Annotated in this window: 16 protein-coding genes and 2 pseudogenes; 7 read left to right on the top strand and 11 right to left on the bottom strand. The window is 73.2% G+C overall.

Annotated elements, in window-relative coordinates:
• Window positions 1-228, top strand: a pseudogene (locus ACFWVE_RS13230) (hypothetical protein); the annotation flags it as partial.
• Between the two features lie 120 nt (window positions 229-348).
• Here the strand turns inward: ACFWVE_RS13230 and purH are convergent.
• Window positions 349-1,911 (bottom strand): bifunctional phosphoribosylaminoimidazolecarboxamide formyltransferase/IMP cyclohydrolase, encoded by a 1,563-nt coding sequence (gene purH, locus ACFWVE_RS13225; protein ID WP_384012276.1) that lies wholly within the window; start codon window positions 1,909-1,911, stop codon window positions 349-351.
• Complete coding sequence (gene purN / locus ACFWVE_RS13220; protein ID WP_384012273.1) at window positions 1,908-2,546, bottom strand: phosphoribosylglycinamide formyltransferase; 639 nt, start codon at window positions 2,544-2,546, stop codon at window positions 1,908-1,910. The genes purH and purN overlap by 4 nt, the downstream gene beginning before the upstream one ends.
• Before the next feature lie 391 nt (window positions 2,547-2,937).
• On the opposite strand from purN, the gene ACFWVE_RS13215 reads away from it, so the two are divergent.
• A complete protein-coding gene (locus ACFWVE_RS13215; RefSeq protein WP_384012270.1) occupies window positions 2,938-3,753 on the top strand; it encodes a hypothetical protein in 816 nt (271 codons plus the stop codon).
• A 103-nt stretch (window positions 3,754-3,856) separates the two neighbouring features.
• On the opposite strand, the gene ACFWVE_RS13210 is transcribed toward ACFWVE_RS13215, so the two are convergent.
• Window positions 3,857-5,521, bottom strand: a complete 1,665-nt coding sequence (locus ACFWVE_RS13210) for a DUF6350 family protein (protein WP_384012268.1) — start codon at window positions 5,519-5,521, stop codon at window positions 3,857-3,859.
• Window positions 5,522-5,617: 96 nt separating this feature from the next.
• Between ACFWVE_RS13210 and ACFWVE_RS13205 the strand changes: the two genes are divergently transcribed.
• Window positions 5,618-6,784 carry a helix-turn-helix domain-containing protein gene (locus ACFWVE_RS13205; protein ID WP_384012265.1) on the top strand — a complete coding sequence of 389 codons (1,167 nt, stop codon included), beginning with the start codon at window positions 5,618-5,620 and terminating at the stop codon, window positions 6,782-6,784.
• 151 nt (window positions 6,785-6,935) lie between these two features.
• Here the strand turns inward: ACFWVE_RS13205 and sucD are convergent, their stop codons facing one another.
• The 6 genes from sucD to ACFWVE_RS13175 form a co-directional block, all read right to left on the bottom strand.
• Window positions 6,936-7,820, bottom strand: a complete 885-nt coding sequence (gene sucD, locus ACFWVE_RS13200; protein ID WP_384012262.1) for a succinate--CoA ligase subunit alpha — start codon at window positions 7,818-7,820, stop codon at window positions 6,936-6,938.
• A gap of 21 nt (window positions 7,821-7,841) precedes the next feature.
• Window positions 7,842-9,020, bottom strand: coding sequence for an ADP-forming succinate--CoA ligase subunit beta (gene sucC / locus ACFWVE_RS13195; protein ID WP_384012259.1), 1,179 nt, complete (start codon window positions 9,018-9,020; stop codon window positions 7,842-7,844).
• Between the two features lie 563 nt (window positions 9,021-9,583).
• Window positions 9,584-10,840 carry a hypothetical protein gene (locus ACFWVE_RS13190; protein WP_384012256.1) on the bottom strand — a complete coding sequence of 419 codons (1,257 nt, stop codon included), beginning with the start codon at window positions 10,838-10,840 and terminating at the stop codon, window positions 9,584-9,586.
• A gap of 226 nt (window positions 10,841-11,066) precedes the next feature.
• On the bottom strand, window positions 11,067-12,248 hold the full coding sequence (locus ACFWVE_RS13185; RefSeq protein WP_384012253.1) for a VWA domain-containing protein: 1,182 nt from the start codon (window positions 12,246-12,248) through the stop codon (window positions 11,067-11,069).
• A 112-nt stretch (window positions 12,249-12,360) separates the two neighbouring features.
• Window positions 12,361-14,796, bottom strand: coding sequence for a DUF5682 family protein (locus ACFWVE_RS13180; protein WP_384012250.1), 2,436 nt, complete (start codon window positions 14,794-14,796; stop codon window positions 12,361-12,363).
• Window positions 14,797-14,869: 73 nt separating this feature from the next.
• Window positions 14,870-16,015, bottom strand: a complete 1,146-nt coding sequence (locus ACFWVE_RS13175; protein WP_384012247.1) for an AAA family ATPase — start codon at window positions 16,013-16,015, stop codon at window positions 14,870-14,872.
• Window positions 16,016-16,147: 132 nt separating this feature from the next.
• On the opposite strand from ACFWVE_RS13175, the gene ACFWVE_RS13170 reads away from it, so the two are divergent.
• Complete coding sequence (locus tag ACFWVE_RS13170; RefSeq protein WP_384012244.1) at window positions 16,148-17,506, top strand: SWIM zinc finger family protein; 1,359 nt, start codon at window positions 16,148-16,150, stop codon at window positions 17,504-17,506.
• A 112-nt stretch (window positions 17,507-17,618) separates the two neighbouring features.
• Window positions 17,619-19,349, top strand: a complete 1,731-nt coding sequence (locus tag ACFWVE_RS13165) for a DUF5691 domain-containing protein (RefSeq protein WP_384012240.1) — start codon at window positions 17,619-17,621, stop codon at window positions 19,347-19,349.
• A 143-nt stretch (window positions 19,350-19,492) separates the two neighbouring features.
• Here the strand turns inward: ACFWVE_RS13165 and ACFWVE_RS13160 are convergent, their stop codons facing one another.
• A complete protein-coding gene (locus tag ACFWVE_RS13160; RefSeq protein WP_384012279.1) occupies window positions 19,493-19,909 on the bottom strand; it encodes a cobalamin B12-binding domain-containing protein in 417 nt (138 codons plus the stop codon).
• 459 nt (window positions 19,910-20,368) lie between these two features.
• Here ACFWVE_RS13160 and ACFWVE_RS13155 point away from each other — a divergent pair.
• Window positions 20,369-21,231 (top strand): annotated as a pseudogene (locus ACFWVE_RS13155) (esterase/lipase family protein); the annotation flags it as partial.
• 211 nt (window positions 21,232-21,442) lie between these two features.
• Window positions 21,443-23,212, top strand: coding sequence for a M23 family metallopeptidase (locus ACFWVE_RS13150; protein ID WP_384012237.1), 1,770 nt, complete (start codon window positions 21,443-21,445; stop codon window positions 23,210-23,212).
• A gap of 146 nt (window positions 23,213-23,358) precedes the next feature.
• Here the strand turns inward: ACFWVE_RS13150 and pcrA are convergent, their stop codons facing one another.
• On the bottom strand, window positions 23,359-25,842 hold the full coding sequence (gene pcrA, locus ACFWVE_RS13145; protein WP_384012234.1) for a DNA helicase PcrA: 2,484 nt from the start codon (window positions 25,840-25,842) through the stop codon (window positions 23,359-23,361).
• Window positions 25,843-25,877 lie beyond the last annotated feature (35 nt).

Here is a 25,877-nt window from a genome sequence, read left to right as displayed (position 1 = left end):
CCCCCCGTACGGGGGGAGACACGGCCCTGGTGCGTCGCCCTGGTCGACTGGTCCAGCCGCACCGGGCGGGCCTTGGCGCACGCCGGCCCCCGGGTCCTGCTCGCCGCCGTCTACCGCACGTCGTACCGGAAAGTGAACGACGCGGGCGGAGTTCCCCCGCACCACCGCACGTACGCCGACCGCGTCGCCCACTACCTCGAGGAGTACACGCCTCCGGCCAGGAAGTGACCCGGACACATCCGAGAGGTTGTGTCCCTCCGCCCCTCCGCCCGTCCGCCCCTCCGCTCGGGCGGACGGGCGGAGGGGCGGGGGCCCGGGCGGGCAGTCACCGTCACTGTCGTTCCACCGTCAGTGGAAGAAGTGGCGCGTCCCCGTGAAGTACATCGTCACGCCGGCCTTGTTCGCGGCCTCGACGACCTGCTCGTCGCGGACCGAACCGCCGGGCTGGACCACGGCCTTCACGCCGGCCCCGGTGAGGATCTCCAGGCCGTCCGGGAAGGGGAAGAAGGCGTCGGACGCGGCGAAGGAGCCGGCCGCACGCTCGGCTCCCGCCCGCTCCACCGCGAGCTTCGCGGAGTCGACCCGGTTGACCTGGCCCATGCCGACGCCGACCGAGGCACCGTCCTTGGCGAGCAGGATGGCGTTGGACTTCACGGCCCGGCAGGCCCTCCAGGCGAAGGCCAGCTCGGCCAGCTCCGCCTCGGACAGCGCCTCGCCGCTCGCGAGGGTCCAGTTCGCCGGGTCGTCGCCCTCGGCCTGGAGACGGTCGGCGACCTGGAGGAGGGCGCCGCCGTCGATCGGCTTGACCTCGACCGGGGCGGCGGGGGCCTCCGGAGCGCGCAGCACGCGGATGTTCTTCTTCTTGGTGAGGGCCTCGAGGGCGCCCTCCTCGTAGTCCGGCGCGACGACGACCTCGGTGAAGATCTCGGCGACCTGCTCGGCCATCTCCCTGGACACCGGGCGGTTGACCGCGATCACGCCGCCGAACGCGGACAGCGGGTCGCAGGCGTGCGCCTTGCGGTGCGCCTCGGCGACGTCCGCACCGGTCGCGATGCCGCACGGGTTGGCGTGCTTGATGATCGCGACGCACGGCTCGCTGTGGTCGTACGCGGCACGGCGGGCGGCGTCCGTGTCCGTGTAGTTGTTGTACGACATCTCCTTGCCGTGCAGCTGCTCGGCCTCCGCGAGGCCGCCCGTGCCGGAGACGTACAGCGCGGCGGGCTGGTGCGGGTTCTCGCCGTAGCGCAGGGTGTGGGCGCGGTCGTACGTGGCGCCGAGGAAGTCGGGGAACTGGGAGTCGTCCACGGGGGCGTACTCCGAGGCGAACCAGGAGGCGACCGCCACGTCGTACGCGGCGGTGTGCCGGAATGCCTCGGCGGCGAGCCGCTTGCGGGTGGTGAGGTCGAAACCGCCGTCCCGCACCGCCGACAGGACGTCGGCGTAACGGGCGGGGCTGGTCACCACGGCGACCGAGGGGTGGTTCTTCGCCGCGGCGCGCACCATCGACGGACCGCCGATGTCGATCTGCTCGACGCACTCGTCGGGCGTCGCGCCCGAGGCGACGGTCTCGCGGAACGGGTAGAGGTTGACCACGACCAGGTCGAACGGCTCCACGCCCAGCTCGCCGAGCTGCTGCCGGTGGCTGTCGAGGCGCAGGTCGGCGAGGATGCCGGCGTGGACCTTCGGGTGCAGGGTCTTGACGCGGCCGTCCAGGCACTCGGGGAAGCCGGTGAGCTCCTCGACCTTGGTGACGGGGACGCCGGCGGCGGAGATGCGGCCGGCGGTGGAACCGGTGGAGACGAGCTCCACGCCGGCCTCGTGCAGGCCGCGCGCGAGGTCCTCGAGGCCGGTCTTGTCGTAGACGCTGACGAGCGCCCGTCGGATGACCCGCTTGTTGCTCTCGGCGGTCACTGGATAACTACCTTTCGTCCCTCGATGCGATAGCCGTTGCGGGCGATCCGCCCCACGACCTCGACGAGCAGTCTTCGCTCGACTTCCTTGATGCGCTCGTGCAACGTGCTCTCGTCGTCCTCGTCCCGGACCTCCACCACGCCCTGCGCGATGATCGGCCCGGTGTCGACGCCGTCGTCGACGAAGTGGACGGTGCAGCCGGTGACCCTGGCGCCGTACGCGAGCGCGTCCCGTACGCCGTGGGCTCCGGGGAAACTGGGCAGCAGGGCGGGGTGGGTGTTGACGAACCGCCCTCCGAAGCGCGCGAGGAACTCCTTGCCCACGATCTTCATGAACCCGGCGGAGACCACGAGGTCGGGCTCGTGGGCGGCGACGGCCTCGGCGAGCGCCGCGTCCCACTCCTGGCGGGTGGCGTGGTCCCCGACCCGGCACACGAAGGTCGGCAGCCCGGCGCGCTCGGCGCGGGCGAGCCCTTCGATGCCCGCACGGTCGGCGCCGACGGCCACGATCTCGGCTCCGTACGTCTCGGCGCCGGTGACGGCGATCTCGTCGAGGAGCGCCTGAAGGTTGGTGCCGGATCCGGAGACCAGCACGACGAGACGCCTGGCGCGCTCGGCCACGGGCTTGGCGGCCACGGTGGGGCCCTTTCTCGGGGAGCACTGGTGCGGTCGGGGACCAGCACTTTGTACATTCATACGAATGCTTCGCACCCTCGGATACGGGGAAGCCTACGAAGCGGCCGACCGCCAGCAACGATACCGGCACATGAGGCGGCCCCCACGGGACGGGGGCATGGCCGGAAGGTAGCGTCTGGGAAGAGCCGGTTCGCAACGTCCGGGAACGCCCGGTCACCCGGGAACGCCGCTTGTGCACCAAGCGTTCACAGGACGAGGCGCCCGGGCCGGAAAGCGGACGGGAACACGCCGGCTCAGCCGTACATGTCCCGGCCCGCCCAGCAGTAGCTGTGGTCGAGCATTGGCTGTAGCAGTTGTTGACTGACTTGATTAAGGGGAAGACGCTCACTTGATGCCGGACCGCAGCCTGCGATTCCTCACGTTCCCCCAGCCGTCGGCGCAGGGAGGGGAGCGTGGCGCCGTGCTGCTGCGGGAGCGCCCCTCCTCGCCGCCCGAGACACCGCGGGGCGAGGGCAGCGGCGGCGACGGGCGCCGTGGCTCCGAGGAGAACAATCCGTTCGCGCCGCCACCGGAGGGGACGCCCGACCAGCCCTGGCAGCCCCGCCGCCCGTCCGGCGACGAGGGCGGTGACAGCGGCGGCCAGGGGGACGGCGGCCGTGCCCTCTGGGGCGGGCGGTGGAGCGACCGGCAGCCCGGCCGTTCCTCCGGCGGTTTCGGTGAGCGCCCGCACGGCCCGGAGGGGCAGGGCGGTGGCGGGGCCGGCGGCCCTCAGAGCCCCAACCCGCGCTGGGACCCCACGGATCCGGCCCAGCGCCGGGCGCGCTACGCCCTGCTGTCCGGTATGTGGGCCTTCTTCTTCGCCCTGTTCGGCTGGCCGTACGTCGCGCTGCTGCTGGGTGCGCTCGCCGTGCACTGGGCCGTCAGCGCCCTGCGGAGCAAGCCCCGTGCGGCGGCCGACCTCGACTCCCCTGCGCCGCCCGCGCAGACGGGCCGGCCGCAGAAGGGCCGTCCGCAGACCACCGCGGCGGTGAGCGGGCTGGTCACGGCCTCCCTGGCGCTCATCCTGGTCGCTGTCAGCTTCACGGCACAGATGGTCTATCAGGATTACTACACGTGCACGAGTGACGCCCTCACCCAGCAGTCCAAGGAGTCCTGCAACGACCTCCTGCCGGACGAACTCCGGAACCTGCTCGGGACGACCGAGTGACAGTCGGCCGACAACCGGTTGGCTGACAGCCGGCCGGCGGCCGTGCCCCGGCTCCCTCGCTTCCCCGCTTCCCGAAGCCGCCCCCCCTCCCCCTCCCCCCGCCCTACCGGGCGGGGGGCGGCTTCGGGGTTTCGGGAGCGGTGGGGAGGCCGCGGCTGAGGGCATCCCGGCCGGGGGCGGGGTCCGCCGGAAGGAAGTCGTAGGGGCCCGCGGCGTCCCGGCACCGTCGGCCGTCCGCCGTCGTACCGGTGCCGCCCTCCGGCGCCCCCCGGCGCGGGCTGCCGATCCACGCCATCCATGCCCGCGCAGTCGCCCGCACCCCGGCCCACACCCTCCATGCCCGCGCAGTCGCCCGCACCCCGGCCCACGCCTTCTCGTCCGTGCCCGCCGGTGCCCGCTCCGCCCGTTCGCTCCGGGGCGTGCGGCAGCGCCAGGCCCGTGCCGGCAGGGCCGTCGCCGTGGCCACCAGCCCGATCCACACCAGCGTCGCACCCCCCGTCTGCCACCACACCGGCCCGAACCGGGAGAGTGCGGCGACGCCCATCGGCCCACCCGCCGACGCGGCGAACAGCGCCAGCAGGGCCGCGCACAGTACCGCCGCGACCCCGGCGACACCGGCCGTCCGGCCCTGCGACCAGACCGCGTCCGGTTCCCGCCCCGACCGCCCGCCTCCGGGTCCCGCCGGGTGCCCGGCCGGCGTGGCCCCCTGCGCGACGTACCACCCCGCCGCCGCCCCGGCCGCCAACGGCACCACCCCGGCCGCCCAGTTCACCGGCGTCCCGGCCCCCGCGTCCGGCACCGCCGCGAGGAGCGGGAACGCGGGCAGCAGCGGAGCCGGCGTGGCGGAGAGCGGAGTCACGGCATGGCCGGCGCCGAGGAAAAACCCGGGGCCCAGGGCGTACGCCGTCGCCCACACCGCCGCGTTCGGCAGCAGGGCGACGCCGAGCAGCAGCACCGCGACCCACCCCGACCACCCCTGCGTCAGCCGCAGGAAGGCGTCCTGGGTCTCGCCGCCGTGCCACAGCAGTGACACCGTCAGCAGCAACGCCCCGCCGCCGACGAGCACCGCCGCCCCGGCCGCCGCCGCGCGCGCGGCGACTCCGAGGCGTCCGTCCGGACCGAGGAGCAGATGGCGTACGTCCCGCGGCAGCAGCACACCCACCGCCCGTTCCAGCGGCCCGCGCGGGCAGCCGTACGCCCGCCACACCCCCACGCCCGCCGCCACCACCGCGACCAGCGGCACGCACACGCCCGCCGACGCCCACGCGGGCCGCAACGCACCGCCTGCGGCGTAGAGCGCCGCGGGCGTGCCGACGGCCAGGTAGCCGAGGACGACGCCCGCCCAGGCCGTCGGGCCGTGGACGAGCGGGGCGTCGCCCGAAGCTCCCGACGCGTCCGACGCGCCCCCGTCGGCGGCGTCGCGGGCCGCCCGGTGCAGCAGCCACACCGGGAGGGCGAGCAGCAGCAACGGCGGCACACCGAGTGGAGCCGGCGCGCCCGAGAGCGTGTCGGTGCGGACCAGTTCGGCACCGTGCGCCAGCAGCCACAGCGCCGCCGCGACACTCAGCGCGCCGTCGGGCCCGCTGTCCGGGTACGGCGAGCTGATCCACAGCAGCGTCGCGAGCATGGCGAAGGCGGCGAGCCCGAGCCCCGCCGCGAGGGCACCGCCGAGGAGGGCGGAGTCCAGTCCGGGCGAGCGGTCGCGCATCCGGGTGAGCAGGAGGGCCGGCCTCGTTCGGCGGGCGGTCGTCTGGATCACATCCGCCATGCTCCCAACGACACGCGCTTTCCCTGCGTAACAGGCGAAGCACCGCCGTGTCGCCCAATATAAGTTTATGTACTTTTTCGCACGAAGGGGCGTCCTGTGACGCGGAGCCCTGCCACCCCCCTCCCCCCGCCCGAGGAACGCCGACGCCTACGCGAGTCCCGCTCGCTGACACAGGCTCAGCTCGCCCGGCGGGTCGGCGTCAGCCGCGAGACGGTGCGTGCGTGGGAGTCCGGCCGCACCGTACCGTGCGGCCGGAAGGGGGAGGCGTACGCGAAGCTGCTGACCACCGCCACCCCCGCCACCCCGACGAAGCCCGAACCCATCACACCGGCCGGGCCGGCCGGGCCGACGAAGCCGGCCGAGCCCTCCGGACGTTCGGCCGAGCCTCCCGCCCGTTCGGCTGCCGGGCGGACCGCCCGGGGGCAGCCCGCCCGGTCCGTCCTGGAGGAGGCCGGCGATCCCGCCACCCTGACGCCCGCCCAGGCCTTCGACGCCCTGTACGCCTTCTGCGCCCCGGCACTCGTACGACAGGCGTATCTGCTGTCCGGCCGTCGCGACCTGGCGCGCGAATCGGTGGAGCGGGCCTTCCAACTGGCCTGGGAGAGCTGGCCCGAGGTGGCGCGCGACCGTGACCCGGCCGGCTGGGTGCGCGCGGCGGCGTACGAGTGGGCGCTCGCCCCGTGGCACCGGTTCCGGCCCCGCCACCGGCGTCCGGAACCACCGCCCTCGCAGCCCTTTGACCGCGCGCTGCTGGACCTCCTGCTGCGACTGCCGCCGCCCCACCGCCGCACGCTCGTGCTCTACGACGGTATCGGCCTCGACCTGCCGGAGACCGCGGCGGAGACGGAGGCGAGCACGCCCGCGACCGCGAGCCGCCTGCTGCACGCCCGCGAGACCCTCGCGGCCCGGCTGCCGGAACTGTCGGATCCGCTCGTCCTGCACCAACGGCTGGCCGACCTGGCCTCCACCGAACACCTCCGGTCCGCCAGACCGCCACAGGTGCGCGACGGCAGCGAGCGCAGGGCCCGTTTCCGGACCCGGGCCGCCATCGCCTTCACGGTCGCCCTGATCGGCGCCACCGCGCTCACCCTGTGCACGGCTCCCACACGGTACGACCCGCCGGTGCCGCCCGGCGAGACGGTCCGGGGGGTACCGCCGCGGGTGGCGCCGGGACCCCTCTCGGGCAAGGAGCGGGAGTTGCGCACCAAGCTCCGCGAGGAACTGCTGCACGGCCCGGAACGACTGGCACCGCAGTCGCGGTGACGGGCCCGGCCACGGCTCCGGTACGGCTTCCGGCCCGGTACGGTTTCCGGCCCCGGTACGGTTTCCGATCCCGGTCCCGGCCCCGCGTCCGAAAACGACGATGGGCCCGTTCCCCCGGGGAGGAACGGGCCCATCCGTGTTCTGCGGCTGATCAGCCCGCGAGGATCTCGCGCGCCAGCTTGGCCGTCTCGGTCGGCGTCTTGCCGACCTTGACGCCCGCGGCCTCGAGGGCCTCCTTCTTGGCCTGGGCGGTACCGGACGAACCGGAGACGATGGCGCCGGCGTGGCCCATGGTCTTGCCCTCGGGCGCGGTGAAGCCCGCGACGTAGCCGACGACCGGCTTCTTCACGTTCTCCTTGATGTACGCCGCGGCCCGCTCCTCGGCGTCGCCGCCGATCTCACCGATCATCACGATCAGGTCGGTGTCGGGATCGGCCTCGAACGCGGCCAGCGCGTCGATGTGGGTCGTACCGATGACCGGGTCGCCACCGATGCCGACGGCCGACGAGAAGCCGATGTCCCGCAGCTCGTACATCATCTGGTACGTCAGCGTGCCGGACTTCGAGACCAGGCCGATGCGGCCCGGCTTGGTGATGTCGCCCGGGATGATGCCGGCGTTCGACTGGCCCGGGGTGATCAGACCGGGGCAGTTCGGGCCGATGATCCGGGTCTTGTTGCCCTGCGACACGGCGTACGCGTAGAACGCGGCCGAGTCGTGGACCGCGATGCCCTCGGTGATGACGACCGCGAGCGGGATCTCGGCGTCGATGGCCTCGACGACGGCGGCCTTCGCGAACGCCGGCGGCACGAAGAGGACGGATACGTTCGCACCCGTCTTCTCGATCGCCTCGGCGACCGTACCGAAGACCGGGATGTCGTTGCCCTCGATGTCGACGGAGGTGCCCGCCTTGCGCGGGTTCACACCGCCGACGATGTTCGTGCCGTCGGCCAGCATGAGCTTGGTGTGCTTCATGCCCGTGGCACCGGTCATGCCCTGGACGATGACCTTGGAGTCCTTGTTGAGGAAGATAGCCATGGCTGTTTAGTCCCTCGTCCCTTACTTCGCAGCCGCGAGCTCGGCGGCCTTGTCGGCCGCGCCGTCCATGGTGTCCACGCGCTGCACGAGCGGGTGGTTGGCGTCCGAGAGGATCCTGCGACCCAGTTCGGCGTTGTTGCCGTCCAGGCGCACGACCAGCGGCTTGGTGACTTCCTCGCCCTTGTCCGCGAGCAGCTGCAGCGCCTGCACGATGCCGTTGGCGACCTCGTCGCAGGCGGTGATGCCACCGAAGACGTTGACGAAGACGGACTTGACGTCCGGGTCGCCGAGGATGATCTCCAGGCCGTTCGCCATGACGGCGGCGGAGGCGCCACCGCCGATGTCGAGGAAGTTGGCGGGCTTCACGCCGCCGTGTGCCTCACCGGCGTAGGCGACGACGTCCAGGGTGCTCATCACGAGCCCCGCGCCGTTGCCGATGATGCCGACCTCGCCGTCGAGCTTGACGTAGTTGAGGTTCTTCTCCTTGGCGGCGGCCTCCAGCGGGTTGGCCGCGGCCTTGTCGTGGAACGCCTCGAAGTCGGGGTGACGGAACTCGGCGTTGTCGTCGAGGCTCACCTTGCCGTCGAGGGCGAGGACGTCACCGGAGGCGACCTTGGCCAGCGGGTTGACCTCGACGAGGAGCGCGTCCTCGGCGATGAACGTCTTCCACAGCGTGACGAGGACGTCGGCGACCTTGTCGGCCACCTCGGCCGGGAACTTCGCGGCCTCGACGATCTCGCGCGCCTTCTCGGGGGTCACGCCCTCGTTGGGGTCGATCGGGGTCTTGGCGACGGCCTCCGGACGGGTGGCCGCCACCTCCTCGATGTCCACGCCGCCCTCGACGGACGCGATGGAGAGGAAGGTGCGGTTGGCACGGTCGAGGAGGAAGGAGACGTAGTACTCCTCGACGATTTCCGGAGCGGTCTCGGCGATCATCACCTTGTGGACCGTGTGGCCCTTGATGTCCATGCCGAGGATGTCCGTCGCACGGGCGACGGCCTCGTCCGGGGTTGCTGCCAGCTTCACGCCACCGGCCTTGCCGCGGCCACCGACCTTCACCTGCGCCTTGACGACGGACTTGCCGCCGAGACGCTCGGTGATCTCGCGCGCCGCCTCAGGCGTGTCGATGACTTCACCGGCCAGCACCGGTACATCGTGCTTGGCGAAGAGGTCCCTCGCCTGATACTCGAACAGGTCCACGCGCTTCCGTCCCTATCAGTGATCTCGCGGTTCGTTGGATGCGTGGGCGTGCCGCGAAGGGCAACGTGACGACGTCCGCTGTGTCACAAGGGAAGCGCACACGGTGTCCGAGCGCGCGGCATGTCCATCTCGCAGGTTATCGCCGGTTGCGAGGCCTCCCGAAATCGTGGGGTCACACCTGAGCGGTGATACCTGTCACATGATGCCTGGTTCAGTGACACAGAGTGTCATGGGCGAGTGGCCTCACCGGGCTGGGGTTGGCCCGGTGAGGCCCGCCGTGCACCCGGCGGGGCGGGCACATGCCCGCTCTCCGGGGCGCGGGGTGACCGGCTCCCACCCCAATGGGGCCGGCCACCTCATCCACGGGTTTACGGCCGGACAGGCCGATGGCGTTCGGCCGCCCATGCCCGGATGCCCCGTGAAGTCTTCATTACTCGCGAGTCAGGTCAGGCGTGTGACGTACGCGACATGCGCGACGTACGGATGACTCGGGGACTGCGGGGGAGAGGCGGGCTCGGGTGTCCGCACCCGGAGGGAGCGCGGCCCGCCCGTCGCGGGCTCGCCTACGCGGGGGAGACGGGGACGTCCCGGTACCGGTCCCGCGTCTCGGCCGCTTCGGCCTGCGCGGCGACGCCGGGGGCCAGCAGGAGACGGGGGCGGTGACTCACGGTCACGGCCGGGGTGTCCCCGTGACGCGGGGTGCCGTGGTCGGCGGCGGTGCGGTTGCCCGTCGTGCCGTCCGGGCTTTCGCCGGGGGCGTGGGGAGCGGGGGCCGCCGGCTCGGTGTGCGGCACGGTCCTCGCGTCCCCGCGGTCGTCGGCTCCGTCGTGCGACCAGGTGGCGTACGCCTCGGTGCCGGTCCCGGCGCCTTTGTGGTGCGGGCCGTGCGGGGCTGCCTCCGCCGCTCCGGGTCGGCCCGCGTCCGGTGACACGGAGGCCCCCGGCTCGGGCTTCGGCTTCGGCTGAGGAGCGGGAGCCGCCTGCCGAGAGGCCCCGGTGCCCTTCGGCGGGTCGAACGTGAGCGGCGCCGGCAGGGTGACCGGCAGCAGGTCTGACGGTCCCGGGAATCCGGGCGCCACCGGGAGATCGGGCAGCACCGGGAGCTCCGGGAGTGGCGCGGGCTGCGACACACCGGGCCACGACAGACCGGGCAGGGCGGGCAGGGACGGCAGGGGTGGTGCCGGGAGCGCCTTCCCGGGCGCCGCGGCCAGACCCGCGACGATCCCGCCCGGCCGGTCGACGGCCGGGGTCACGACCCGCTCCCCCACCGCCCGGACAATCCCCTTGCCCTCGCCCTCGCCTGTAGGACGTGCCGTCCCCGGAGGGATGTCCTCGGGGAGGTCCTCCGCCGGATGGGGCTTCGCGGGACGAGGCTGCACCGGACGGACCGGATCGGGACGGACCGGATCGGGACGGGGGTCGGGACGGGGGTCGGGAGCGGGATCGGAACCGGGCGCGGCGCTCCGCTCGTCCGAATCCGCCGACCGCTCGACCGACGTCGCACCCGGACCGCCGGGCCGCCCGGCCGCAGCACTCACCCCCGCCCGGGCACCGTCCACCACCGGCACCGCGACCCCGGCGGCGGAGGAGGGAGAGGAAGGCGCGGACGAAGAGGCAGGAGAGGGGACGGCGGAGGAGAGCGGGGGCGGCCCGGAGGACGCCCTCACCGGTCCCCCGTCCACCGCTTGTGCGCGCTCCCCGCACAGCACCCCGAGGACGAACACCGCACCCACCAGAAGCACCAGGTGCAGCACACGCCTGCCGGCCACCGTGCGCGTCGCGCGCGGAGCGGCACCGGGCAGGACTGCGGACCGGGTCAAGGGAGAGACGTTCCTCGGGGACGGCGGCACAAGGGGAACGCCGACGCCTCAGGCGCCGAGCGGCGTCGATCCTCGCACGCCACTCCCGAGGTCGCGCAAGCCCCGATGGACCGATGGACCGCCATATCCGCCTTTGCCGACGCAGGTCGGACGACGACGGATCGGCACATCGTCACCGCCCTCCCTCACTCTCCGCCCCGTCCGCCTCTTCGCCGCACCTCTCTCCTCACACCGGGTCCGGTACCGGCAGCGGACGTTTCTCGATCGCCGCGGCCATCACCTCCGGAAACAGGTCGGGCGTGCAGGCGAACGCCGGCGCCCCCAGCGCGGCAAGTGCGGCCGCGTGCTCCCGGTCGTAGGCGGGCGCCCCCTCGTCGGACAGCGCCAGCAGCGTCACGAACTGCACCCCGGACGCCTTCATCGCCGCGACCCTCTTGAGCATCTCGTCACGGATGCCCCCTTCGTAGAGGTCGCTGATGAGTACGACCACCGTCTCCGCGGGCCGGGTGATCTGTGACTGGCAGTACGCCAGCGCCCGGTTGATGTCCGTACCGCCGCCGAGCCGGGTCCCGAAGATCACGTCGACGGGATCGTCGAGCTGGTCCGTGAGGTCGACGACCGCCGTGTCGAACACGACCAGCCGCGTGTCGATCGACCGCATGGACGCGAGGACCGCTCCGAACACCGACGCGTAGACGACGGACGCCGCCATGGACCCGGACTGGTCGATGCAGAGGACGACCTCCTTCTTCACCGACCGCGCGGCACGCCCGTAGCCGATGAGCCGCTCGGGCACGACCGTCCGGTACTCGGGGAGGTAGTGCTTGAGGTTGGCCGCGATGGTGCGGTTCCAGTCGATGTCGTGGTGGCGGGGCCGGCTGACGCGGGCGCTCCGGTCGAGGGCACCGGTGAGGGTGGCCCGGGTGCGGGCGGCGAGCCGTTTCTCCAGCGCGTCGACGACCTTGCGGACGACGGCCCGTGCCGTCTCCTTCGTCGTCTCCGGCATCGCCTTGTTGAGCGACATCAGGGTGCCCACGAGGTGGACGTCGGCCTCGACCGCCTCCAGCATCTCCGGTTCCAGGAGGAGGGTGGCGAGCCCCAGCCGGTCGATGGCGTCGCGCTGCATGATCCGGACGACGGAGGACGGGAAGTAGGTCCGGATGTCCCCGAGCCAGCGCGCCACCGACGGCGCGGACGCCCCCAGTCCCGCCGAACGCTCCTGTCCCGCCCGCTCCTTGCCCGCCTTCTGCGGTCCGTCCCCCTTGCCGTAGAGCGCGGCGAGCGTTCCGTCCATGGCGGCGTCCTGCCCGGACAGACCGCACCCGGTGCCGTCCGCCGCGCCCCCGCCCAGCACCAGCCGCCACCGCCGCAGCCGCTCCTGCTCCGCGTCCGTCACCGCAGCCGACATGTGTCCCCCCTCGTGCCGTGGCCCTTCACCCCGTCGTCCTTCGGTCCGGGGTGTTCGTCCCGCACCCGTGCGCCCGGCGGCCGTGCGCCTTTCTGCCGTACCCGTACGCCGGTCATCGCGCCGCACCCACCAGGCCGGCACGCGCGTCCCCGCCGTCCCCGCCGTCTTCGCCGCCCCGGGCGGCGGCCCGGTCCTCGTCCAGGCCGAGCAGCAGCCGCACCACGGGCAGGACCGCGTCCGCGCGAGCGGTGTCGAGGCCGGCCGCGAACCCGGGTGCTCCGGAACCGGTGGTCGCCGGCCCGCCCGGCGCCCCCGGCCCGCGCCGGACCAGCTCACCCAGCGTGCGCCGGACCCCGGACTCGTACGCCGAGAACGTCCGCCGCAGCAGCGGCAGTACGTCCGTGAACGCCTCCGCCGGCACACCCGTCAGCCACGCGTCGACCAGTCCCAGGAGCCGCTCGTCGTGGACGAGGAGCAGGCCGCCCGAGCCGCCGCCGACGAAGCCCTCGATCCACGCCGCCGCGTCCGCCGGTGCCGTACCCGGCGACGACAGCACCAGCCCCATCTGCCGGGCCGCCTCGTCGTGCGCCAGTTCCCCGTCGTCCAGCAGCAGACGGACGGACCGCCCCCGTATCACCCCGGGCAGGGTGTCCCGCGTCGCCAGCGTGCGCAGCACCGACGCCCAGCGGGCGCGCAGGTCGCCGTGGCCCGGTGCGGGTGCGTCGCCGAGGAGGCCGACCGCGCCGTGCACGGCGTCGAGGTGGCCGCGCATCTCGTCGGCGGCGTCCGCGTCCAGTCCGGCACACGCCGGTGGCAGGCCGACCAGGATCCGCTCCGCCAGCCCGGCGGCGACCTCCGCGAGCGCCCCGGATCCGGTGCCGCGCACATCCCCGTAGCGCAGCGAGCGGACCAGGGCCGGCAGGGCCTGGGCGAGATGGCCGACGTCCGGGTCGAGGGCCGCGCGGTCGGCGAGTATCCGCATCACCGTCGGCAGCGCGTCGGGCAGTTCGGCCAGGAGGCAGCGCTCGGCGAGCCCGGTGACGTCGGCGAGGCCCTGGGCGGCGACGGCGTCCGCCTCGGCCTTGGCGGTCGCGGCGGCGCGTACGGTCGTCCCCCATATCCCTGCCTCCGCGACCCGCACGGACAGCTCCGGGTCCCAGCGCAGCCGCCAGGCCTCCCGGAAGGTGCCCGTACTTCCGTACGAGGCCGCCGGCTCGCCCCAGTTCACGGCGAGCAGCCGCAGCCGGTGCAGCAGTCTGCTGCGCTCCCCGTCGGTCTCCTTGCGCAGGTCGAGTTCCAGTTCGCGCTCCGCGGCCTCGGGCTTCAGCCGCAGCCTGCGCTGGGTCCGCGTGAGGTCCCGCTGGAGGGGCACCGCGGGCGCCGCCGCCGGCACCTCCCCCAGCACGTCCCCGACGATCAGCCGGTCGTGCACCAGCGCCAGCGGCACGTCGGAGCCCTCGCACATCACCGCCCGGACCGCGTCGGTCGTCTCGCCCAGTCCGGGCAGGGGCCGGCCGCACATCGCGGCGAGCGTGTCCGCCAGCCGCACCGCCTCGATGACATGGGCGGAGGACACGATCCGGTCCTCGGCCCGCAGCAGCCCCGCCACCTTGGTCATCCACCGCTCGACGGGCCGGTCCACCGCGCCGAACAGGTGCCCGTACCAGCCGGGCGAGTCGATGCCCGCGCCGTATCCGCTGAAGCGGGACAGCCTGCGGTTCGTCCACGGCACCCAGGTCATGTCCGCCTTGATCTTCGGCAGTCCCCTCAGCAGGGACCGGTCGGCGGCGACGGTGGCCCTCCGCCGCAACGCGGGCACGTGCCAGGCACCGCAGACGACGGCCACGCCACTCCCGAACTCGCGCTGCGCCGCCCGGATCTGGAGGCGCATGTACGCCTCACGGACGAGATCCCGGTCGTGTCCGCCGCTTCCGTACTCCTCCCGCAGCGCCGTCATGGCCTCCTCCAGGGCGGTGAACGGTGCGAGTGCCTCGCCCTTCTCCCCCGTGCCCCGGTGCTCGACGGCGTCCTCCCACCACCGCTCGGCGTCGTCGTACCCGGCTGCCTCGGCCAGCACCCCGAGCGGATCGATCCGCACATCGGCGCCCGCGCCGGCACCGGTCACCCGCTCCCCGTCCGCCGTCGCGCGGTCCTCCGGCCCGCCCTCCGCCTCCCCGTCCCTCCTCCAGGCCAGGCTGTGGGTGGCGGGCAGGTCGACGAAGCGGGCGGGGACGCCGTGCTCGAGCGCCCAGCGGATCGCGACCCACTCCGGGGAGAAGTCGGCGAGCGGCCAGAACGCCGAGCGGCCGGGCTCGTCCACGGCATGGGCGAGCAGGGCGACCGGCGGGCGCATGTCCTCGTCCGCGGCGAGCGGAATCAGATCGTTCGCCTCGGGCGGGCCCTCGACCAGGACGACCTCCGGCCGGGTCTCCTCCAGCGCGGCCCGCACGGACCGCGCCGACCCCGGCCCGTGGTGCCGCACTCCGAGCAGCAGCGGTCCCGCTCCCCGTCCGCCGCCGGAGCGGCCCACGTCGCTCATGTCCCCCATGCCGCCCCCGTCCCCCTCGAAGCCCCACCGGGCGGGCACGCCGGCTGCCGACGCGCCGTGCTCCCCCTGCCGTTCACGCGCCGGCCTCCCGGCAGGCCCGGTAGAAGTCCGTCCAGCCGTCGCGCTCGCGGACGACGGTCTCCAGGTACTCCTGCCAGATGACACGGTCCGCCGCCGGGTCGCGGACGACCGCGCCGTGAATGCCCGCCGCGACGTCCCCGGCCCGCAGCACGCCGTCGCCGAAGTGGGCCGCCAGCGCCAGACCGTTGGTGACGACGGAGATCGCCTCGGCGGTCGACAGCGTGCCGCTGGGCGACTTCAGCTTCGTCCGGCCGTCGGTGGTGACCCCGTCGCGCAGCTCGCGGAAGACGGTGACGACCCGTCGGATCTCGGCGATGCCGTCGGGCGCGGCCGGCAGGTCGAGGGAGCGGCCGAGCTGGTCCACGCGGCGCGAGACGATGTCGACCTCCGCCTCGGGGGTCTCCGGCAGCGGCAGTACCACCGTGTTGAAACGGCGGCGCAGGGCGCTGGACAGGTCGTTGACCCCGCGGTCGCGGTCGTTGGCGGTGGCGATCAGGTTGAAGCCGCGGACCGCCTGCACCTCCTGGCCCAGTTCGGGAATCGGCAGTGTCTTCTCGGACAGGATCGTGATGAGCGTGTCCTGGACATCGGCCGGGATACGGGTCAGCTCCTCGACGCGGACCGTCGTCCCGTCCGCCATCGCACGCATGACGGGGCTGGGCACGAGAGCGTCGCGGCTGGGTCCGTGGGCGAGCAGCCGGGCGTAGTTCCAGCCGTAGCGGATGGCCTCCTCCGGGGTGCCGGCGGTGCCCTGGACCAGCAGGGTGGAGTCGCCGCTGACCGCGGCGGCGAGGTGCTCGGACACCCAGGTCTTCGCGGTGCCGGGCACACCGAGGAGGAGCAGCGCGCGATCGGTGGCCAGGGTGGTGACGGCGACCTCGACGAGGCGGCGCGGGCCCACGTACTTCGGTGTGATCACGGTGCCGTCCGCCAGCGTGCCGCCGAGCAGGTAGGTCGCGACGGCCCACGGGGACAGCTTCCACCGGGCGGGGCGCGGACGGTCGTCCTGCGCGGCCAGCGCGGCGAGTTCGGCGGCGAAGGCGTCCTCGGCATGCGCCCGCAGGACCTCGGCCGCGGGCAGGGGCCCGGAGCCGTTCTGACGCGGGTCGACGGATGTCGGTTCTACGGAGACAGTCATGGCGCAGTCCCCCTCCAGCTCGGCCGGTTCGGATCTGGTGACCACCGTGCACCCCACCACTGACAATCGCTGTGAGCTGCGCAAACGCAAGCGCCGGGGCGATTGTCAGTGGTGGGGCCTACCTTCGATGGCATGACTCAGCAGGGGGCGCGCTGGAGTGCGGACCAGGTGCTGGCCTTGGCACCCGACACCGCGTCGCGCAAGGCGGGGAGCAGGCTCGGCGTGGCCGGTCCGTGGTCCGGGGCCGGCAGTTCGGGCGAGGGGGCGGTGTGGGGGCTGTGCGAGGGCGGCGGCAGCAAGCCGTATCAGACGGTGGTCGACCTCGCGGACGTCTCCGGGCCCGCGTACAAGTGCAGTTGCCCGAGTCGTAAGTTCCCGTGCAAGCACGCGCTCGGTCTGCTGCTGCTCTGGGTGGGCGACGAAGGGGCGGTGCCGCAGGCGGAGGTGCCGGAGTGGGCCGGTCGGTGGGTCGAGGGCAGACGGGGGCGCGCGGGGCAGAAGAGGGCCGCGGCCTCCTCGTCGGGTCCCTCGTCCGGGCCCGCCGATCCGGAGGCGGCCCGGCGCAGGGCGGAGCGGCGCGCCGAGCGGGTCACGGCGGGTGCGTCGGAGCTGGAGCAGCGGCTGGCGGACCTGCTCCGCGGCGGGCTGGCCACTGCGGAGCAGTCCGGGTACGGCCTGTGGGAGGAGACGGCGGCCCGGATGGTCGACGCGCAGGCGCAGGGACTGGCCGCCCGGGTGCGTGAGTTGGGGACGATTCCGGGCACGGGTCCGGGCTGGCCGGTGCGGCTGCTGGAGGAGTGCGCGCTGCTCCACCTCCTCGATCGGGGCTGGCTGCGCCGCGAGCGGCTGCCGGAGGGCCTGGCCGCGACGGTCCGCTCCCGCATCGGCCTGCCGGCCTCGGCGGACGGTCCGCCGGTGCGCGACCGCTGGCTGGTGCTCGCCCAGTACGACACGGCGGACGCGCGCCTGACGACCCGCCGGATCTGGCTCTACGGCACCCGGTCGCGGCGTACTTCGCTGCTCCTCTCCTACGGTGCCGCGGGGCGTGCCCCCGAACCGGCGCTGCCGGTGGGGCTGGCCCTGGACGCGGAGCTGTCCGCCTATCCGGGCGCGGGGCAGGCCCGGGCGGCGCTGGGCGAGCAGTTCGCGCCGCCCGCCCCCACGGCCGAGCGGCCACCCGGGACGACGACGACCCTGGCCGCCGCCCGGTACGGCGACGCGCTGTGCGACGATCCCTGGCTGGATTCGGTGCCGGTGACCCTGGACCGGGTGATACCGGTTCCGGACGGCGACTCCTGGCAGCTCGCGGACGCCGACGAGGACGCGGCCCTGCCGCTCACCCCGGCCGCGCGTTCCCGTCCCGGCCTGTGGCGTCTCGTCGCCCTCTCGGGCGGCGCGCCGGTCAAGGTCTTCGGCGAGTGCGGCCACCGGGGATTCACCCCGCTGTCCGCCTGGCCGCAGGAGTCGGGCGAGGTGATCGCCCTGTGCTGACCCACCAGCCGCTCCGCCCCTGCCGCCCTCCGCGCTCCCCGGGCACCGCCGCGCACACGGTACGCGCGAGCCGCTCCGGGCCGCTCCCGGACGTCCGACGGAAAGGAATGTGATGAGCAGGACCTCCACCGCCGCGACACCGTCCGGCCCGCACGCCACCGCCCCTTCCGTACCGGCCTCGCCCACCGCGGACCCGTCCGGCGGATCGGGCCGGCCTGCCTCCTCCCTCCCTGACGGCTGGGAGGACCTCGTCACCACCGCCCTGCTGGGGACCGACCGGCGCGCTCCGGCGGGCTCCGCTTCCGCTGCGGAGGCCCCGGCGGTCCTGCTGGACGCGGCGGCCGTGGCGACCGTACGGCGTCGGGCCGGGCTGCGTCCCGCCAGGGCGGCCGAGCGTCCCCGGCCGGCGCCCGAGGACCCGCGCCCCGAGCTGCCGCCCGCGGCCGCCCGTCGGCTGACGATGCTGCTCACCGACCGCTCCGGTGCGTCCGACGGTGGCCGCCGGGGCGCGGCACCGGATCTGATGGAGCTGTTGCCCCAGTGGCTCGCGGCGGCGAACGCCCATGGTTTCGCGGCTCCCCCGCCGGCGCTGCCCGCCCTGCTCGACGCCGCGCGGGGGCGTACGGACCTGCGGCCGGCGGCCCTGCGGTTCGCGGGCCCGCGAGGCCTGTGGCTGGCCCGCCTCAACCCGGACTGGCGGTTCGCCCTGCGCTCGGCGCCGGGTGGGGGCACGTCGCTGCCGGGTCCCGGGGACCCGGAGAGAGTCCTGCGGCTCTGGCAGGAGGGTCTCTTCGCGGAGCGGGTCGCCCTGCTCTCCTCCCTGCGTTCCCGCGAGCCCGCCGCGGCCCGCGAACTGCTCGCGACGACCTGGGCGACGGAGCGGGCCGAGGACCGGCTGATGTTCCTCGACTCGCTGCGCACCCGCCTCGGCCCGGACGACGAGCCGTTCCTGGAGCAGTCGCTCGCCGACCGCAGCCGCAATGTACGGGCGACGGCCGCCGAGTTGCTGTCGGCACTGCCCGGCTCGGCCCTCGCGCAGCGCATGGCGGTCCGGGCCGGGGCGTGCGTGGCCGTCGACCACACACGGGACGCGCCCATGCTCACCGTCGAGGCGCCGCACGAGTGCGACGCGGGCATGGAGCGGGACGGCGTGGTGGCCAAGGCTCCCGCAGGCCGGGGTGAACGGTCTTGGTGGCTGGGGCAGTTGGTGGAGTCGGCACCGCTGGGCACATGGTCGCGCCGGCTCGGCGGGCGTACGCCGCTGCAGATCGTGGCCCTCCCGGTCGGGGACGACTGGCGGAGCGAGCTGCACGCGGCCTGGTGCCGCGCGGCGGTGCGCCAGCGGGACGCGGGGTGGGCACAGGCTCTGCTCGGTGAGCCCTCCGCCGCGGAGGCGGGCGGCCCGGGGGCGGTGTCCCTGGCCGAGCGCGCCAGGCTGCTCGGCACGCTCGATGCCGACGAACGGGCCGGGTGGGTGGCGGGGTTCATCGGGACGCACGGGTTGCCGGACGCGTTCCAGCTGCTCGGTGTGTGCGCGGTGCCGTGGGCGCCGCCGCTCGGCCGGGCCGTGGTGGACGCACTCGACATCGCTCGGGACGCGGGGAGTTACCCATGGAGTTTCAGCGGCGTCATGGGCCTGGCCGAGCGCTGCCTCGATCCCCTGGAGGCGGGCCACCTCGATGCGCTCCTGGCCGTACCGGACGAGCCGGAGGACGCCTCACCGGGTGCCGGTGGCTACTGGTCGGAGGCGTTCCAGCGGCTGGTCACGACGCTGCGCCTGCGCGCCGCGATGCTGACGGAACTGGACCCGACCGCCCGGCCCCGGACACACGCCCAGCCCTGACATATGCCCGCACCCGCCACGACCGACCGGCCCGCCGGCCCGCACTCCGAAGCCGCCCCGGCACGCGCGGCCCGGCCGGTCCGGTGCGGCACCGCCCGCACGGGCGGGGTGAGCGGCCGCGCCGGCCGGGCCCGGGGCAGGTACTACGCCTCCGCGGGTTGCCGTACGGTCGCGCGGACCCAGTCCACGATCGACGCGGTCGTCGCCCCCGGGGTGAAGATCGCCGCGACGCCCTTCTCCTTCAGCGGCGCGATGTCCGCCTCGGGGATGATCCCGCCGCCGAAGACCAGGATGTCCGACGCGTCCCGCTCCTTGAGCAGGTCGATCACCGCCGCGAAGAGCGTGTTGTGCGCACCGGAGAGGATGGACAGACCGATCGCGTCGGCGTCCTCCTGGATCGCGGTGTCGACGACTTGCTCGGGGGTCTGGTGAAGCCCGGTGTAGATGACCTCCATACCGGCGTCGCGCAGGGCCCGCGCGATCACCTTGGCCCCGCGATCGTGGCCGTCGAGCCCCGGCTTGGCCACCACCACGCGGATCGGACCGGCTGCCACACCCATCACTGCCTCCATGAAGCGACTACATCCATCCGTACCGATACATACCGCACGCATCAGTCGTTCCCGTATCCGTCACGGGTACCGCACACTCCGCCGCCCACTGCACCGACTGCGCCACCGCGGTACGGACCTCCCCGCCCGAACCGGCCGGGGAAGTGAACGAACGTTATCGCCAGCATCCCGCAACCGGCAGTTTCGCGGTGGGGACCGAGGGGGAAATCACACAGAGGGACACGTTCACCGCGCACCGTTCCGGGGCCTCAGGATCCGAACATCGTGCCCATGCATCACACGGGCATCAGTGGGAACATGCGCATAAGGGATTCGCGACGAGGCCGCCGCACGGCACGGCCGCACCAAGCGCCTGCCGCGCGGGGCGTCGACCGCATTCGCCGCGACGCCCCATGAGGGCACACGGGGGACAGAGCTGTCCTTCCGCGTGCCGACAGGAGGTCGGCCATGAAGGTCACGGAGGCAGCACTTCCCTTTCTGCCGCTCTGCCGGCGCATGGCGCCGAACCGGCCGGCGATTCCCTCCACCGCCCTGCTGAAAGCCACCGCTCTGGAGCTCGCGATCCTCGCGGGCCACGCCCTCCTCTATCCCGTCGGCATGGTGCAGGAGCGCCGGGACGCGACCCTCGAGCCCCCCGCACCGGACGGCACCGCGAAACTGCCGACGGAGGCCCGGCCCCCGGTCGTGCTGCTGCACGGTTTCATCGACAACCGCTCGGTCTTCGTCCTGCTGCGCCGCAGCCTCGCCCAGCACGGCAGACAGCGGATCGAGTCGCTCAACTACTCTCCGCTCACCTGCGACATCCGTATCGCGGCCGAACTGCTGGGCCGGCACATAGAGGAAGTGTGCGAGCGCACCGGCAGCAGCCGCGTCGATGTCGTCGGACACAGCCTCGGAGGCCTGATCGGGCGGTACTACGTACAGTGCCTGGGCGGTGACAGCCGGGTACGGACCCTGGTCACGCTCGGCACCCCGCATTCCGGCACCCGCGTCGCCCGGCTGGCCAACGCGCACCCGATCGTGCGCCAGATGCGCCCCGGCTCACCGGTGCTCGAGGAGCTCACCAGCCCCGCACCCGGCTGCCGCACGCACTTCGTCGCCTTCTGGAGCGACCTCGACCACATCATGGACCCGCTGGAAGCGGCCCGCATCGAGCATCGGGACCTCCTCGCGCAGAACGTGCGGGTGAGCGGCGTCGGCCACCTCGCGCTGCCCGTGCACCCTGCCGTGGCCGGCGGCATACGGCAGGCACTGGACACGGCGCATCCGGGGGAACCGTCCACGGCCGCACGGACGGCCTGACGGCGGCCCGGTCCCCGCCCCTCGACCCCCGCCCCCCGGCCCTCACTCCGCCCGACACGCCCGGACCATCCGCCCCTTGGCAACCGCGGCGACATCGTTCACTCACCCGAACAACAGCCGCCCCATCCGGCCGACTTGGCGACGCGAACCCACCAAAACTCGAACAAGTTTCGAACACAAAGCCAAGACCATGTTTACCCGCCGCCAAAACGCAACCGAATGCCCGTTTCCTACGCGCGTGAAACCTGCGAAAGATTGTCGCGCCCGCGTACCGCCGGGTACAGTCGCCGCACTGCTCTGGCAGCCCCTGTTGTCGAGGCGAAAGAGAAGTTGGTGAACGACCGTCACCCGTCGGGGACCATGGTCCCGGCCCCGGCTTCCGACACCTCGTCGGCGCACTACGCGTCGTACGGCACTCCGGAAGCCCAGTACGGCGACTTCACCATGTACGACGGCTGTGACGCCACCGGTTTTGACCTCACGGGCCCGGGAACCGGCGGCCACGCCACCCCGGCCTTCGCCACCGATCCCCTCTTCGGTGACCTTCCGGGCAACGGTCACGACCAGGGGGCGTACGCCACCGGAAATGCCACCGGGACCTGGTCCGCCGTCGGCCACGACACCGCGCACCACGACGCGTACGCGGCTCAGCAGCAGGCCGGCTACGACACCGGCGGCTACGACGCGACCGCATGGACCACCGGGCAGCAGCAGGCACCGGAGGTGCCGCAGCAGGCCACGGCGCCCGACGCGAGCGGCCAGTGGGACTCCGGCGCGTGGCTCCAGCCCGACCGGGCCGCCCAGAGCACCGCCGATCCGACCCAGCAGTGGTACTGGGGCACCCAGACCTCCGACACCGGCGCCTACGACGCCACGCAGTGGAACTCCGACGGCAGCGCGGCCGCACCGGCTCCCGACGCCTACGCGGACCCCTACGAACACCAGGCCGTGCCCTTCGACCAGCAGGCCACGGCCACGTTCGAGCAGCACCCCGATCCGCAGGCTCCCGACTCCTCCGCCTTCGATTCCCAGGCCCCCGCCCAGGAGTCGTACGAAGAGAAGCCCTACGGGCAGGGCTCGCACGAGCAGGGCGTGTCCGGGAACGTCCACGACGATCCGTACGGGCCCACGCAGGGCGCCTCGGGCGACACCGGTGAGCTGCCCGCGGTGGCTCCGCTGCTCGACGATCAGGAGGAGTCGGCCCCGGTCCCCGTACCCGCGCCGCGCTCGGCGTCGCGCGGCGGGTCGCGTTCCCGCCGCCGTACGCCCGCCAAGCGTTCCGCGCTGCTGACGGTGGCCGTGCCCTCGGCGTGCGTGATGGGTGTCGCCGGTATCGCGGCGGCCTCGGTCGGTGATCTGGCGGAGGAAGGCGGTGGTCAGGAGACCACGACGACCGCCGCGGACGTGCAGCCGGTGCAGCCCGCCGTGGCCAACAACCAGCTCGACAGCCAGCTCGAGAGCCTTTCCGCCGGGGCGGACGACTTCGCCGACCGGGCGAGCCGTACCCAGGAACGCATCGACCTGAAGGCGCGGCAGGCGGCCGACCGCAAGGCGGCGGCGGAGGAGGCGGCCCGCCAGGAGCGGCTGCGTCCGAAGTTCGCGCTCCCCGTCGCGCAGCACGGCCTCAGCGCCTACTACGGCCAGTCCGGCATCAACTGGATGTCCGTGCACTCCGGTATCGACTTCCCCGTCTCGTACGGCGCGACGGTGATGGCCGCGACCGACGGCACGGTCCGCACCCAGTACAACAGCGCCTACGGCAACATGATGATCGTGACGGCGATGGACGGCACGGAGACGTGGTACTGCCACCTCTCCAGCTACCAGGTCGCCTCCGGCACCACGGTGAAGGCCGGCGACCCGATCGCGTTCTCCGGCAACTCGGGCAACTCGACCGGCCCGCACCTCCACTTCGAGGTCCGCCCGGCCGGTGGCTCGGCGATCGACCCGCTGGCGTGGTTCCGCAGCCACGGCCTCGAACCGTCGTAGCCCCGCCCCACCGCCGGTAGCACCGGCGGTGGCGAAGCGGGCCGAGCCCCGCAGAACCGGCCGGTCCCCCCGGCTTCGGCCGTCCCTCGCCCGTGGGCCTTCGCCGTTTCCTGGCAGCGAAGGCTCCGGGTGTGCCGGACTCCCGGCTACAGCTTCTCGACCGGCGCGTACCGCAGCAGCAGCCGCTTCGGCTTGGTGTCCCCGAAGTCGATCGTCGCCTCGGCGTTGCCGCCCGTGCCCTTGACCGCGACGACGGTGCCGAGCCCGAACTGGTCGTGCGTGACCCGGTCCCCGACCGTCAGCGACACCGCCGGCTTCTCGGCGGCCCGTCGCGTGGCGAAGCCGGTCCCGCCCGACGCCGACGAGCGGGACCGGGACGACGACAGCGACGCCGCCACCCCCGACGCCGGCCCGGAGGACACGGGCGCGGTCGCTCCCGTCCGCTTCCACTCCAGGTGGGTGGCCGGGATCTCCTCCAGGAAACGCGAAGGCGGGTTGTACGACGGCTGTCCCCAGGCGCTGCGCAGCGTGGAACGGGTGAGATACAGCCGCTCACGCGCGCGCGTGATGCCGACGTACGCCAGGCGCCGCTCCTCCTCCAGTTCCTTGGTCTGTCCGAGGGCGCGCATGTGCGGGAAGACGCCGTCCTCCATGCCGGTCAGGAAGACGACCGGGAACTCCAGGCCCTTGGCGGTGTGCAGGGTCATCAGGGTGATGACGCCGGAGCCGTCCTCGTCCTCGTCGGGGATCTGGTCGGAGTCGGCGACCAGTGCGACCCGCTCCAGGAAGTCGGCCAGCGTGCCGCGCTCTTCCTCGCCACGCTCCTGCTCGAACTCCAGGGCGACGGCGGCGAGTTCCTGGAGGTTCTCGATCCGGGTCTCGTCCTGCGGGTCGGTGGAGGCCTGCAACTCGGCGAGGTAACCCGTCCCCTCGAGGACCGCCTCCAGGACGGTCGCCGGGCCAGCTCCGGACTCGACGATGGTTCGGAGGTCCTCCATCAGCGTGTTGAACCGCTTCACCGCGTTCGTGGAGCGCGCGGCCATGCCGTACGCCTCGTCGACACGCTTCAGCGCCTGGGGAAAACTGATCTTCTCCCGCTGGGAGAGGGCGTCGATCATGGCCTCCGCGCGGTCGCCGATGCCCCGCTTGGGAACGTTGAGGATGCGGCGCAGCGGCACCGAGTCCTCGGGGTTGGCGAGTACCCGCAGGTAGGCCAGGACGTCCCGGACCTCCTTGCGCTCGTAGAAGCGGACACCGCCGACGACCTTGTAGGGCAGTCCGACCCGGATGAAGACCTCTTCGAAGACACGGGACTGGGCGTTGGTGCGGTAGAAGACGGCGACGTCGCCGGCCTTGGCCTCGCCCGCGTCCGTGAGGCGGTCTATCTCGTCGGAGACGAACTGGGCCTCGTCGTGCTCGGTGTCGGCGACGTACCCGGTGATCTGCGCGCCGCTGCCCGCGTTGGTCCACAGGTTCTTGGGACGGCGGGACTCGTTGCGCTCGATGACGGCGTTGGCGGCGCTCAGGATCGTCTGCGTGGAGCGGTAGTTCTGCTCCAGCAGGATCGTCGTCGCGTTCGGGTAGTCCTCCTCGAACTGGAGGATGTTGCGGATCGTCGCGCCGCGGAAGGCGTAGATCGACTGGTCGGCGTCGCCCACCACGCACAGTTCGGCGGGCGGCAGGTCGTCCGCGCCCGGCGGTACGCCGACGGGGTGCTCGGAGGTGCCGACCAGCTCGCGCACGAGGGCGTACTGGGCGTGGTTGGTGTCCTGGTACTCGTCCACGAGGACGTGCCGGAAACGGCGGCGGTAGTGCTCGGCGACGTCCGGGAAGGCGCGCAGCAGGTTGACCGTCGTCATGATCAGGTCGTCGAAGTCGAGGGCGTTGGCCTCGCGCAGCCGCGACTGGTAGAGCGCGTAGGCCTGGGCGAGGGTCTTCTCGAAGCCGTCGCCCGCCTGCGCGGCGAAGTCCTCCTCGTCGATCAGCTCGTTCTTCAGGTTGCTGATCTTGGCGCTGAAGGACTTGGGCGGGTAGCGCTTCGGGTCGAGGTCCAGGTCACGGCAGACCAGGGCCATCAGGCGCTTGGAGTCGGCGGCGTCGTAGATGGAGAACGACGAGGTGAAGCCGAGCTTCTTGCTCTCTCGGCGCAGGATGCGCACACAGGCGCTGTGGAACGTCATGACCCACATCGCGTTCGCGCGCGGGCCGACGAGCTGCTCGACGCGCTCCTTCATCTCACCGGCGGCCTTGTTGGTGAAGGTGATCGCGAGGATCTGGCCCGGGTGGACGCTCCGCGCGGCCAGCAGGTGCGCGATGCGGTGCGTGAGCACACGGGTCTTGCCGGAGCCGGCGCCGGCCACGATGAGCAGCGGGGAGCCGGAGTGTGCGACGGCGGCGCGCTGGTTGTCGTTCAGCCCTTCCAGGAGGGCCGCGGGGTCCAGCACCGGGCGCGGGGCGCCGTCACGGTAGTGGGTGTCCCGGTCCGGCGGCATGTCGAACTTCCCGCCGAACAGATCGTCCGGAACCTGCTCCGGTACATGATCGTCCTCGGGTGGCGGCGGGGGCTCGTCCACGGGGCCGCGCCGGGCCTGGAGGTCCGCCAGGAAGCTGTCGTCAAAGAGGCTGCTCATCGCTCTCCGAGTCTAGGCCGCCCCACCGACAACCC

The organism is Streptomyces sp. NPDC058632, from assembly GCF_042717095.1.
Classification (GTDB): Bacteria; Actinomycetota; Actinomycetes; order Streptomycetales; family Streptomycetaceae; genus Streptomyces.
This window is presented reverse-complemented; position numbering and strand designations above follow the sequence as displayed.

Bases quoted from the DNA above. Each gene is read 5' to 3' on its own strand.
- ACFWVE_RS13215 (WP_384012270.1), top strand. From the start codon at position 2,938: ATGCCGGACCGCAGCCTGCGATTCCTCACGTTCCCCCAGCCGTCGGCG.
- ACFWVE_RS13210 (WP_384012268.1), bottom strand. From the start codon at position 5,521: ATGGCGGATGTGATCCAGACGACCGCCCGCCGAACGAGGCCGGCCCTC.
- sucD (WP_384012262.1), bottom strand. From the start codon at position 7,820: ATGGCTATCTTCCTCAACAAGGACTCCAAGGTCATCGTCCAGGGCATG.
- ACFWVE_RS13185 (WP_384012253.1), bottom strand. From the start codon at position 12,248: ATGTCGGCTGCGGTGACGGACGCGGAGCAGGAGCGGCTGCGGCGGTGG.
- ACFWVE_RS13180 (WP_384012250.1), bottom strand. From the start codon at position 14,796: ATGGGGGACATGAGCGACGTGGGCCGCTCCGGCGGCGGACGGGGAGCG.
- ACFWVE_RS13175 (WP_384012247.1), bottom strand. From the start codon at position 16,015: ATGACTGTCTCCGTAGAACCGACATCCGTCGACCCGCGTCAGAACGGC.
- ACFWVE_RS13170 (WP_384012244.1), top strand. From the start codon at position 16,148: ATGACTCAGCAGGGGGCGCGCTGGAGTGCGGACCAGGTGCTGGCCTTG.
- ACFWVE_RS13165 (WP_384012240.1), top strand. From the start codon at position 17,619: ATGAGCAGGACCTCCACCGCCGCGACACCGTCCGGCCCGCACGCCACC.
- ACFWVE_RS13160 (WP_384012279.1), bottom strand. From the start codon at position 19,909: ATGGGTGTGGCAGCCGGTCCGATCCGCGTGGTGGTGGCCAAGCCGGGG.
- ACFWVE_RS13150 (WP_384012237.1), top strand. From the start codon at position 21,443: ATGCCCGTTTCCTACGCGCGTGAAACCTGCGAAAGATTGTCGCGCCCG.
- pcrA (WP_384012234.1), bottom strand. From the start codon at position 25,842: ATGAGCAGCCTCTTTGACGACAGCTTCCTGGCGGACCTCCAGGCCCGG.